Source organism: Streptomyces niphimycinicus, assembly GCF_018883605.1.
GTDB lineage: Bacteria > Actinomycetota > Actinomycetes > Streptomycetales > Streptomycetaceae > Streptomyces > Streptomyces niphimycinicus.
This window is the reverse complement of sequence record NZ_JAHLEM010000679.1, coordinates 1-11,598: the sequence shown is the minus strand read 5'-3', so window position 1 is coordinate 11,598 and position 11,598 is coordinate 1. Positions and strand designations below refer to the sequence as shown.

The 11,598-nt window shown below is 72.4% G+C and carries 11 protein-coding genes and 1 pseudogene; 5 read left to right on the top strand and 7 right to left on the bottom strand.

The window, feature by feature from the left end:
- The 4 genes from KN815_RS39965 to KN815_RS39950 all read right to left on the bottom strand — a co-directional run.
- On the bottom strand, nt 1-853 hold an 853-nt coding region (locus KN815_RS39965), incomplete at its 3' end, for a serine/threonine-protein kinase (protein ID WP_216346701.1).
- Nucleotides 854-875: 22 nt separating this feature from the next.
- On the bottom strand, nt 876-1,826 hold the full coding sequence (locus tag KN815_RS39960) for an oxygenase MpaB family protein (RefSeq protein ID WP_216346700.1): 951 nt from the start codon (nt 1,824-1,826) through the stop codon (nt 876-878).
- A gap of 146 nt (nt 1,827-1,972) precedes the next feature.
- Nucleotides 1,973-2,389 (bottom strand): VOC family protein, encoded by a 417-nt coding sequence (locus tag KN815_RS39955; protein WP_216346699.1) that lies wholly within the window; start codon nt 2,387-2,389, stop codon nt 1,973-1,975.
- A gap of 10 nt (nt 2,390-2,399) precedes the next feature.
- A complete protein-coding gene (locus KN815_RS39950) occupies nt 2,400-2,828 on the bottom strand; it encodes a helix-turn-helix transcriptional regulator (protein WP_216346698.1) in 429 nt (142 codons plus the stop codon).
- Between the two features lie 248 nt (nt 2,829-3,076).
- Between KN815_RS39950 and KN815_RS39945 the strand changes: the two genes are divergently transcribed.
- Together KN815_RS39945 and KN815_RS39940 are read left to right on the top strand one after the other, a co-directional pair.
- Nucleotides 3,077-5,470 (top strand): ATP-binding cassette domain-containing protein, encoded by a 2,394-nt coding sequence (locus KN815_RS39945; protein WP_216346697.1) that lies wholly within the window; start codon nt 3,077-3,079, stop codon nt 5,468-5,470.
- Between the two features lie 41 nt (nt 5,471-5,511).
- Nucleotides 5,512-5,709 (top strand): annotated as a pseudogene (locus KN815_RS39940) (FAD-dependent monooxygenase); the annotation flags it as partial.
- 94 nt (nt 5,710-5,803) lie between these two features.
- On the opposite strand, the gene KN815_RS39935 reads toward KN815_RS39940, so the two are convergent.
- Nucleotides 5,804-7,270: a sensor histidine kinase gene (locus tag KN815_RS39935; protein ID WP_216346696.1), complete on the bottom strand. Its 1,467-nt coding sequence runs from the start codon at nt 7,268-7,270 to the stop codon at nt 5,804-5,806.
- Nucleotides 7,267-8,001, bottom strand: coding sequence for a response regulator transcription factor (locus tag KN815_RS39930; RefSeq protein ID WP_253209537.1), 735 nt, complete (start codon nt 7,999-8,001; stop codon nt 7,267-7,269). Before KN815_RS39930 ends, KN815_RS39935 begins: the two co-directional genes overlap by 4 nt.
- Before the next feature lie 148 nt (nt 8,002-8,149).
- Here KN815_RS39930 and KN815_RS39925 point away from each other — a divergent pair, with 148 nt between their 5' ends.
- From KN815_RS39925 to KN815_RS39915, 3 genes are read left to right on the top strand one after another with little or no spacing between them, the layout of a single operon-like run.
- Nucleotides 8,150-9,514 (top strand): ferredoxin reductase family protein, encoded by a 1,365-nt coding sequence (locus KN815_RS39925; protein ID WP_216346703.1) that lies wholly within the window; start codon nt 8,150-8,152, stop codon nt 9,512-9,514.
- Between the two features lie 34 nt (nt 9,515-9,548).
- Nucleotides 9,549-10,034 carry an FMN-binding protein gene (locus KN815_RS39920; RefSeq protein WP_253209536.1) on the top strand — a complete coding sequence of 162 codons (486 nt, stop codon included), beginning with the start codon at nt 9,549-9,551 and terminating at the stop codon, nt 10,032-10,034.
- Entirely contained in the window at nt 10,021-10,809 is a 789-nt protein-coding gene (locus tag KN815_RS39915; RefSeq protein ID WP_372458600.1) for an FAD:protein FMN transferase, read from the top strand. Before KN815_RS39920 ends, KN815_RS39915 begins: the two co-directional genes overlap by 14 nt.
- A gap of 559 nt (nt 10,810-11,368) precedes the next feature.
- On the opposite strand, the gene KN815_RS39910 is transcribed toward KN815_RS39915, so the two are convergent.
- On the bottom strand, nt 11,369-11,598 hold a 230-nt coding region (locus tag KN815_RS39910; protein ID WP_216346694.1), incomplete at its 5' end, for a universal stress protein.

Below are 11,598 nucleotides of genomic sequence, written 5' to 3'. Positions count from 1 at the left end.
GGGACGCGCGGGCCGGGGCGATCCGCCGCGCGAGCTCGGCGGCGTCGTGTGGACGGCCCTCCGGGGTCTTGGCCAGCAGATCGAGGACGGCCCGCTCGAACCGCTCGGGGAGTTCGGGCCGGTGGCCGCGCGGCGGGGCGGGCGGCGTGTGGCGGTGGCCGACGAGGACCGCCCAGGCGTCGTCGAGGGCGAACGGCGGCGCCCCCGTGGCCAGTTCATAGAGCACACAGCCCAGGGAGTACAGATCGCTGCGATGGTCGACCGGGCCGCCCGCGATCTGCTCGGGCGACATGTAGTGCGGGGTGCCCATGGCGACGCCGGTGCCGGTGAGCCGGGAGGTGAAGCCGACGTCATGGCCGAGGCGGGCGATGCCGAAGTCGCAGAGCTTCACGGTGCCGTCGGTGAGCCGCATGATGTTGGCCGGCTTCAGATCGCGGTGCACCACGCCCTGGTCATGGGTGTAGGCGAGGGCCGCGGCGACCTGCTCCGCGATGTCCAGCACCTCGGGGACCGGCAGCGGGCGGCGCTCGTTGTCCTTCAGCAGCTCGCTGAGGTTACGGCCCTCCAGCAGCTCCATGACCAGGTACAGCGCGCCCTCGTACTCGCCGAAGTCATGCACCACCGTGACCCCGCGATGCTGAAGCGCGGCGGCCACCCGCGCCTCCCGGCGGAAGCGCTCCCGCACCACACCGGTGAACGAGGGGTCGTGCCGCGACCCCAGCGGTTTGAGGCATTTGACGGCGACGCGCCGGCCGAGCGACTCATCGCGCGCCCGCCACACCTCGCCCATTCCCCCGCGCCCGATCCGGTCCAGCAGCCGGTACCGGCCCTGGATCAGTCCGATGTCCGCCATGCTCCCCCTGCCTTGGCGGAAGTCAGCTTCCGCCGCCCCCGTGGAGACCGGCCGCGTACGGCCGAGCCCCCGTCGCATCCCCGCTGTCCAGTATGGCCGCGTTTCTTCGCAGTTTGTAGGGCGAGGGGCGGCTGCCCGGCCCGAGCCGCTCGACCGCCCGCATGATGTGCTTCGGCGGCAGTTGCCAGCGGGCGGTGGGCGGGATGCAGCGCAGCGCCGTGCCCATCGCCCGCAATCGGCGGGTGACCACGGGGGGCGGGGGTGCGGGGCGCCCGTACAGTTCGTGGGCGTACGGGGGCAGGGCCCCGTAGGCGAGCGCCGCGAAGCGCCCCCAGATCGCCTCTCGCGCCGGGACGAGCAGGGCATGGACCGGGGGCCGCCGCAGAAAGGCGTCCACCTCGCGGGCCTCGGGGGTGTTGGCGAGTTGGGGGCGCACCTTGGTGAAGTACGCGGTGAGCGCCGCCGTATCGGCCGGTACGCCGGCGGGGTCGAGGCCGACCAGCCGGGCGGACACCACGTTCTCGGCGACATAGGCGTCCGCCTGGGCGTCGGTGAGCGGATAGCCGGAGCGCCGCATCACATGGAGGTACGAGTCGATCTCGGCGCAGTGCACCCACAGCAGCAGCTCGGGCTCGTCGACGCCGTACCGGACGCCGGTGCCGGGGTCGGTGAGGGAGAGCCTGCGGTGAATGCCCCGCACCTTGGCGCCCGCCCGCTCGGCGGCCTCGGTGGTGCCGTAGGTGATGGTGGCGACGAACCGCGCGGTGCGCAGCAGCCTTCCCCAGGCGTCCTTGCGGAAGTCGGAGTTCTGGGTGACGCCGCGCACCGCGAGCGGATGCAGGGCCTGGAGGTACAGGGCACGCACCCCGGCGATCCACATCACCGGGTCGCCGTGCATCTGCCAGGTGACCGACCTGGGGCCGTAGAGCCCCGGGTCGGCGTCCGATCCGCCCTGCCGTATGGCCGCCGCCATGGCCACCACCTCCCGACGGCCAGCCTAGGAGGTGTCCGGCGGATCGTGACGCCTGCGGCGGGCTGCTTCCTATGCGGCTCCGCCGCGTGGTCGGCCGGACACCCCGCAGGCGGCGCCGGACCCCTGGGCGGGACCCCCTGAAGGGCTCACTTCTTCAGGGGCTGGGTGAAGCGCAGCATATTGCCGGAGGGGTCGCGGAACGCGCAGTCGCGGACGCCGTAAGGCTGGTCCATGGGCTCCTGTAGCACCTCGCCGCCCGCGGCGCTGACGCGCTCGAAGGTGGCGTCGCAGTCGTCCGTCCCGAAGATGACACCGCGCAGCAGGCCCTTGGCCATCAGCTCCGCCATGACCTGTCTGTCCTCGGGCGAGGCGTTGGGGTCGGCGAGCGGCGGTTCCAGGACGATGTTGACGTCCGGCTGCGAGGGCGCCCCTACGGTCACCCAGCGCATTCCCTCGAACCCGACGTCGTTGCGGACCTCGAGGCCGAGGGCATCGCGGTAGAAGGTGAGCGCCTTGTCGTGGTCGTCGACGGCGATGAAGCAACTGGAGAGTGTGATGTCCATGGGGCTCACGCTACGGCCGGGCGGCGGGGCTCGCTTCTCCGTTCCTGACCGGCCGCGTGTGGATCTTGGCAATGCAGGCCGGGATGGCGGCGCCGTGGTCGTGGCTCCGGGCCCGATAGCTGCTCGGGCTCTCGCCGACCAGTTGTGTGAAGCGCGAGCTGAACGAACCGAGCGAGGTACAGCCGACCGCGACGCAGACCTCGGTCACCGTGAGGTCGCCACGCCGCAGCAGCGCCTTGGCCCGCTCGATGCGCCGGGTCATCAGGTAGCTGTACGGCGTCTCGCCGAAGGCGGCGCGGAAGCTGCGGGAGAAGTGGCCCGGCGACATCAGGGCGCCATGCGCCAGCGCCGGGACGTCGAGCGGCTCGGCGTAGTCGCGGTCCATCCGGTCACGGGCCCGCCGCAACCGGACGAGGTCATCGAGATCCTGCCGTTTCACCGGTTCAGTTTCCCACAGCGCCGGGGGCCGGGGATGAGGACCTGAGGTCCGACCGGCCGGGAGAAACCGCCGGCCGGACCGGTCAGGAATGGAGAAGCCCCGGTCACGCGGGTGCGGCTAGCGTCATGGCGGCGGCCCCGGCAGCCACGACCTGGGAACCGGACGTATTGTTCGAACCTGGTCGGATCGAGCCAGGCGACACCGCTGGAGATCGCGAAGGCGGCCCCGCCCGAACAGATGGAGACACGATGAGCATGGCCACGGACACGGACCAGCGGTCGCCTGTGCCTCACGCCGCCGACAGCCATGATCTGATCCGGGTGCACGGCGCGCGCGAGAACAACCTCAAGGACGTCAGCATCGAGATCCCGAAGCGCCGGCTGACGGTGTTCACCGGCGTCTCCGGCTCGGGCAAGAGCTCACTGGTTTTCACCACGATCGCCGCGGAGTCGCAGCGGCTGATCAACGAGACCTACAGCACCTTCGTGCAGGGCTTCATGCCGACCCTGGCGCGGCCCGAGGTGGATGTACTCGACGGGCTGACCAGCGCGATCATCGTCGACCAGCAGCGGATGGGATCCGACCCCCGCTCCACCGTCGGCACCGCCACCGACGCCAACGCGATGCTCCGCATCCTCTTCAGCCGGCTCGGCGAGCCGCATATCGGCCCGCCCGGCGCGTTCTCCTTCAATGTGGCCTCGGTCTCGGCGAGGGGCGGGTTCACGGTCGACCGCGGTGCCGAGAAGACCAGGACCGAGACGGTGAGCTTCAGCCGCACCGGCGGCATGTGCACCCACTGCGAGGGCCGGGGCTCGGTCTCCGACATCGACCTCAGCCAGCTCTACGACGACTCCAAGTCGCTCGCCGAGGACCCGTTCACCATCCCCACCTATACCGGTGGCGGCTGGGTCGTGCGGGTCATCACCGAGTCGGGCTTCTTCGACAAGGACAAGCCGATCCGGGAGTACACCAAGAAGGAGCGGCACGACTTCCTCTACCGCGAGCCCACCAAGGTGAAGATCAACGGGGTCAACCTCACCTACGAGGGGCTGATTCCGAAGATCCAGAAGTCGTTCCTCGCCAAGGACCGCGAGTCGATGCAGCCGCATATCCGGGCGTTCGTGGACCGGGCGGTCACCTTCGCCGAGTGTTCCGAATGCGGCGGCAGCCGGCTCAGCGAGCTGGCCCGTTCCTGCCGGATCGGCAAGATCAACATCGCCGAGGCATGTGCGATGGAGATCCGCGATCTGGCCGAATGGGTCCGCGGACTGGACGAGCCGTCGGTGGCGCCGCTGCTCGCCAAGGTGCGACACACCCTCGACTCGTTCGTGGAGATCGGCCTCGGCTACCTCTCGCTCGACCGGGCCTCGGGCACGCTCTCCGGCGGCGAGGCGCAGCGCATCAAGATGATCCGCCACCTCGGCTCCTCGCTCACCGATGTCACCTACGTCTTCGACGAGCCCACCATCGGCCTGCACCCGCATGACATCCAGCGGATGAACGACCTGCTGCTGCGGCTGCGGGACAAGGGCAACACGGTGCTGGTGGTGGAGCACAAGCCGGAGACCATCGCCATCGCCGACCATGTCGTGGACCTCGGCCCCGGCGCCGGTACGGCGGGCGGCACCGTCTGCTTCGAGGGCACCGTCGAGGGGCTGCGGGCGAGCGAGACCGTCACCGGCCGCCATCTCGACGACCGGGCCGGGCTCAAGGAGACGGTCCGCAAGGCCACCGGCACCCTGGAGATCCGCGGCGCGACGGCGAACAACCTGCGGAACGTCGACGTCGACATCCCGCTCGGCGTGCTCTGCGTCGTCACCGGCGTCGCCGGCTCCGGCAAGAGCTCACTCCTCCACGGTTCCATCCCGGCCCCGGAGGGTGTGGTCTCGGTGGACCAGACCCCGATCCGCGGCTCGCGCCGGAGCAACCCGGCGACGTACACCGGGCTGCTCGACCCGATCCGCAAGGCGTTCGCGAAGGTCAACGGCGTCAAGCCGGCGATGTTCAGCGCCAACTCCGAGGGCGCCTGCCCCACCTGCAACGGCGCCGGTGTCATCTACACCGACCTGGCGATCATGCAGAGCGCCGCCACCACCTGCGAGGAGTGCGAGGGCAAGCGGTTCGAGGCTTCGGTGCTGGAGTACCACCTCGGCGGCCGTGACATCAGCGAGGTGCTCGCGATGTCGGTGGCCGAGGCCGAGGAGTTCTTCGGCAGCGGTGAGGCGCGCACACCGGCGGCCCACAGGATCCTCCAGCGGATGTCGGACGTCGGACTCGGCTACCTCACCCTCGGCCAGCCGCTCACCACCCTCTCCGGCGGCGAGCGGCAGCGGCTCAAGCTGGCCGTCCACATGGCCGACAAGGGCGGCGTCTACATCCTCGACGAGCCGACCACCGGTCTGCACCTCGCCGACGTCGAGCAACTGCTCGGCCTGCTCGACCGGCTCGTCGACTCCGGCAAGTCGGTCATCGTCATCGAGCACCACCAGGCGGTCATGGCACACGCCGACTGGATCATCGACCTCGGCCCCGGCGCCGGTCACGACGGTGGCCGGATCGTCTTCGAGGGCACCCCCGCCGACCTCGTCGCCGAGCGCCCCACCCTCACCGGCGAACATCTCGCGGAGTACATCGGCGCCTGACCGGGGTGGCGGGCGCACGCCACGAGAGCCGCCGGAGCCGCGCCGCCCACCTCATCCCCCCGAACGGCGAGGGCGCCGACCTGGCCATGCTGGACGGCGCCGACCTCGGTGCGGCCCTCGCCGCACACCCCGGCGACATCGAGACCGCGCTCTTCGCATACGAGCGAGTGATGTTCCCTCGCAGCGCGAGCAGTTCGCGACAGCCGAGGACCCCGACCATCCCACCCTCCAGGACGTGATCAACATCTACGCCCTGGACGAGCGGCCCTCATGAGCCACCGGCCCGGACCGCCACGGTGACGGCCGCTCCCAGGAAGTCTTCGCGGCGTCGGGTCAGCCTGGATCGGGCGCCGCGGTACGGAGGGGAAGCCGGGTGTGGAACGCGGTGTCGCCCGGCACGCTGGTAAGCGTGACCGTGCCGCCGTGCGCCGCGATGACGGCCCGGACGATCGCCAGCCCCAGCCCGGTGCCGCCGGCGGTCCGGGACCGCCCCGGGTCGGCGCGGGCGAACCGCTCGAACACCTCGTCCTGGAGCGCCTCGGAAACCCCCGGCCCGTCGTCCGCCACGCTGAGCTCCACCCAGTCCCCGTCCACCGGTGCCAGCCTGACCGTGACCCGGGTGCCGGGCGGGGTGTGGGTACGGGCGTTGGCCAGCAGGTTGCCCACCACCTGCTGGAGACGGTGCTCGTCGCCGAGCACCGTCACCGGCTCCTCGGCCAGCTCCAGCGTCCAGCGGTGGCCCGGCCCCGCGGCGCGTGCGTCGCCCGTCGCGTCCAGCACCAGCCGGGTCAGATCGACCGGCCGGCGGGCCAGCGGCCGGCCCGCGTCGAGCCGGGCGAGCAGCAGCAGATCGTCCACGAGCGTGGACATCCGCTCCGACTCGGCCTGGATCCGCCCCAGCGCGTGCCGCACCTCGTCCGGCACCGGACCCGGATGGCGCAGCGCCAGCTCGGCGTGGCCGCGGACGGAAGCCACCGGGGTGCGCAGTTCATGGCTGGCGTCGGCGGCGAAGTGCCGCAGCCGCTCCTCGCTCGCCTGCCGGCGGGCCAGCGCGTCCCCGACATGGCCGAGCATCCGGTTGAGGGCGGTGCCCATCCGACCCACCTCGGTGTGCGGATCGGTGTCCGGCACCGGCGGCGGCATGGCCACCTCACCGCTGGCCAGCGGCAGCTCGGCCACCCTGGCGGCGGTCGTGGTCACCCGCCGCAGCGGCCGCAGCGACAGGCGTACCCACAGTGCCCCGGCCACCCCGGTGACCAGCAACGCGCTGCCGAAGACCACGGCCTCCACGATCTCCAGCCGGTGCACGGTCTCCTCCACCGGACGCAGCGGCAGCCCGGTGACCAGGACATCGCCGTCGTCCCCGTGGACGGCGACCACGCGGTAGCCGCCGAGCGCGGACAGATGCACGCTGTGGCCGTCGCCGTCCACCGGCAGCCCCGCCAGGACCCGCCGGTCGGCGCCGGTCAGCGGTACGGCGGCGTCCGTCTGGTCGCGCACCACCGCCGCGTCGGTGGTCGTATCCCGCAGCAGCCGGGCGCCGAACGTGCGGTCCGACTGGCCGCGGGTGTCGGGCCGGTTGTCGGCGTCCGGGCGCCGCTCGCCGTGTTCCAGGCTGGCCGGGAACCGGCCTCCGGCCGCCGTCAACTGCTGGTCCAGCCGGCGCACCAGGAACCCCTCCAGGGCGAACACCGTGGTCAGCCCCACCGTCAGACTCGCCACCGCCAGCAGCACCACCAGCCCGGCGGTCAGCCGGGCACGCAGCGTACGGGGCCGCCACCCGGGCAGCCGGCGCCTCATGAAACCTCCGCCTTCAGCACGTAGCCGACCCCGCGCACGGTGTGGATCAGCGGTGCCCTCCCCGCATCGATCTTCTTGCGCAGATAGCTGATGTACAGCTCGACCACATGGGCCTGGCCGCCGAAGTCGTAGCTCCACACCCGGTCCAGGATCTGTGCCTTGGACAGCACCCGCCGGGGGTTGCGCATCAGGAACCGCAGCAGTTCGAACTCGGTGCGGGACAGCTCCACGGCCACACCCCCGCGGGTCACCTCCCGCGCCTGCTCGTCCATCACCAGATCCGCGACCACCAGCCGGTCCTCGCCCGGCTCCCGCGCCATCCCGGCCCGCCGCAGCAGTCCGCGCAGCCGGGCCAGCACCTCCTCCAGGCTGAACGGCTTGGTCACGTAGTCGTCGCCGCCCGCGGTTAGCCCTGCGATCCGGTCCTCCACCGAGTCGCGCGCGGTGAGAAAGAGCACGCACACATCCGGCAGCCCGGCCCGCACCGCGCGCAGCACCGCGAGCCCGTCGGTGTCCGGCAGCATCCAGTCGAGCACCACAGCGTCCGGGCGGAACGCCCGCGCGGCGTCCAGCGCGGACGCGCCGTCGGCGGCGGTGCGGACCTCCCAGCCCTCGTAACGCAGCGCCCCCGACAGCACCTCGGTCAGATCGGGCTCGTCGTCGACGACGAGGACGCGGACCCGGGCGCCGTCGGGCCTGTGCAGAAAACGGCTGGTGGTGTGCGTATCCATGATGCATCCAGCATCCCTCGCGGTGCGCCGTGCCGAGGCCCGCCCTTTCTCTGAGTTTCCTCTGAATCCGAGCGCTTCCGTCCGGGTTCAGAGGGTTCTCAGAGCTTCACCGGTGACGCTGACCTGGCACATCACCGAGAGGACCGCCATGCCCAGCACGATGCCACCGGCCCCGGCCCTGACCCGCCCGTCCCGGTCCGCACCGCGCCCGCCCAGCCCCGTCCCGGTGCTCGCGCGCCTGACGATCTGGGGCGGGGCCGCCGCCGTCCTGGCGCTGTGGTGGAGCGACACCCCCTCGGTCGTCGGCGCCGCCGGCTGGCTGACCGGCGCGGGGCGGATCACCGGACTGCTCGCCGGCTACACATGCGCGGTCCTCCTGCTGCTGATGGCGCGCGTACCGGTGCTGGACCGCGCCATCGGCACCGACCGGCTGGCCCGCTGGCATGCCATGGGCGGCCGGTACACGATCTCGCTGGCCTGTGCTCACGTCCTGCTGATCATCTGGGGATACTCGCTGGAATCGCACACCGGCGTGGTGGGCCAGACCACCACCCTGGTCCTCCACTACCCGGACCTGCTCAAGGGCACGATCGGCTTCCTGCTGTTCCTCCTCACCGCGATCGTGTCCGCGCGTGCCGTGCGCCGCCGCGTACCGTACGAGACCTGGCACTTTCTGCACTTCGCGACCTATCTCGCGGTCTTCCTGGCCTTCGGGCACCAGCTCTCCGACGGGGCCGACTTCGTCGGCGACCGCCCCGCCCAGGCGGCCTGGTACACCCTCTACATCGGAGCGGCGGCCCTGCTGGCCTGGTACCGGTTCGCCGTCCCGGTCCGCCGGGCGCTGCGCCACCGGCTGTACGTCGCCGAGGTCCGGCCCGAGGCTCCGGGCGTCGTATCGGTGTACCTGTCGGGCAGCAGGCTGGCGGAGCTGCGCGCCGAACCCGGCCAGTTCTTCCGGTGGCGGTTCCTGACCCGCGGCCTGTGGTGGGCCGCCAACCCCTACTCCCTGTCGGCCGCCCCGCACCCCGCGTACCTGCGGATCACCGTCAAGGCGTCCGGCGGCCACAGCGCGGCCCTCGCCCATCTCCAACCCGGCACCCGGGTGCTCGCCGAAGGCCCGTACGGCGCCTTCACCGCACGCCGCCGCCGCACCCGCAAGACCCTCCTGCTCGGCGGCGGCGTCGGGATCACCCCGCTGCGGACCCTCTTCGAGACGCTGCCCGGCGAGGTGGTCCTCGTCTACCGGGCCCGGCGCCCCGAGGACCTGGCACTCCGCGCCGAACTGGACGGTGTGGCCGCCGCGCGCGGGGCGATCGTCCACTACGTCGTCGACGAGCCGGCCGCCGGCTCCTCCCCGCTGACCGCCGGGGCACTGCGCGGCCTGGTGCCCGACCTCGCCGAACGCGATGTCTACCTGTGCGGCCCGCCGGGCATGACGGAGGCCGCGCTGCGCGCCCTGCATGACGCGGGGGTGCCGCGCCGCCGTGTCCACCACGAGTCGTTCGCGCTCTGAGTCCGACCCGCGCCGTACCCGAAGGAGACCCACCGTGCACAAGGCCGCCGTCACCGCCGTCTCGACCGTGGCGGGCATCGTCCTGCTGCTGTCACTCAAACCGCACCAGGACCCCGCCGCAGCCGTGGCGGAGTCGCCGCCACCCGCCGGGCCGCCGGGCGCGTCGTCGTCCCCGTCGCCCGGCACCGGCCCGTCGGGAGCCTCGTCCCCCGCACCGACCGGGAAGCCGTCCTCGGGCGGCACGTCCGGCACGTACACCGGCGACGTGAGCCATACCGCGTACGGACCGGTCCAGGTGTCCGTCACGCTCTCGCACGGCAGGATCACCGCCGTCAAGGCGCTCCGGACACCGTCCGACCGCCCCCGCTCCCAGCAGATCGCCTCCGACGCCGTGCCGCGCCTGACCCAGGAGGCGCTGAGTGCCCAGAACGCCCACATCGACGCGGTCTCCGGCGCCACCTACACCAGCGAGGGGTACACGCGGTCCCTCCAGAGCGCACTGGACCATGCCGGTGTCTGATGTGTCCGCCCCCGCGTGCGCGCTGCGTCACGTCGAGCATGCCATGGGCACGGTGTTCTCCTTCGATCTCCGTGACCCGGTCACCCGGCCCGTCCGCCGGGCGCTGGAGGAGGCCGTGGCCTGGTTGCACCATATGGACGAGGTCTTCTCGACCTACCGGCCCGGCAGCGTGATCAGCCGCCTGGGCCGAGGCGAGCCGGTCCCGGAGCGGTACGGGCCGGAGGTGGCCGAGGTGTTCGCGCTGTGCGAGGAAGCGGCTCACACCACCGGCGGCTGGTTCAGCCACGCCCCCGGCGGCCGGCTCGACCCCTCCGGGATGGTCAAGGGCTGGGCCGTCGAACGGGTCTCGCAGATGCTGTACGCGGCGGGCGCGCGCAATACCTGCGTCAATGGCGGCGGCGACATCCAGTTGCGTGGCGAGGCCGCCTCGGGCACGCCCTGGCGGATCGGCATCGCCCACCCCGCCCGCCCCGGGGAGCTGGCCGCCGTGGTCACCGGAGGCGATCTGGCCGTCGCCACCTCGGGGACGGCCGAACGCGGCGCGCATGTGCTGGACCCGCACACCGGCCGGCCCGCGACGGCCCTGCTCTCGCTCACCCTGACCGGCCGCCACCTCACCAGCACCGACGCCTACGCCACGGCCGCGTTCGCCATGGGAGCCGGGGCCCGTAACTGGGTCGAGGCGCTCGACGGCCACGAGGCTCTGGGGATCACCGCGGCGGGTGAGGTCTGGAGCACCCCAGGTCTTCCCGTGGCCACCGGGGCGGGGCCGTGACGGACGGCGTCCGGTCAGCGCCTCTTGACCGTCCCCTCGGGCGCGGTGTCCATACGTCCGCGCGCACGCCCCGGCATCCCGACTCAGCCAGGGGCCGGGCCGGGCGCTGAGCGGGCGCGGGGCGGCGGCCCCGGGAAGAGCCGCCTGTGTACCGGGCTGTGGCCACGGCCAGCAGCAGGAACGGATTGGCGAGGCCGCCCGGGCGGGCGCGGGAGCCCAGCGCGACACCGAGCTGGGTGGCACCGAGACCAGGAACATCATGGACTGCCATGGGCGGCCGGTCTCCCGCGCCCAGACGCCGGCGAGCCAGAGTGACACCGGCGACGAAGGCGCGTGGGCCCACGGCCGGCCGGTTGGTGGGGCAGAAAGCCGCCCATGGCGGCGCGCCCGTGTGAACCGAGCACCAACATCTCGGAGGCCGCGCCCTGGGCCGACAGGGCCTCGACGGCCGTCTCGGGGAGCAGTTCGGCGGAGACCGGCACCTCCGGGTAGGCGGCCGGCACACCTGCCTTGGCATGTTCCGCGGATGGTCATCCGTCCCGCCCATGCCGCGTCCCGGTCATTCGTGGGGGACCACGGCGACCGGACAGTCCGCGTGGTGCACCGCCGCCTGCACCACGGGACCCAGGCGGGGAACCGGCGCGGGCGGGTGCTCCCGGCGTCCGACCATGAGCAGATCGCTGTCGGTCGCGGCCTGTACGACGGCCCGGGCCGGGCTCTCCAGCCGGACCTCGTCGACGACCCGCACCCGGGGGAACTTCTCCCGCCAGGGCCGCAGTACCTCATCCA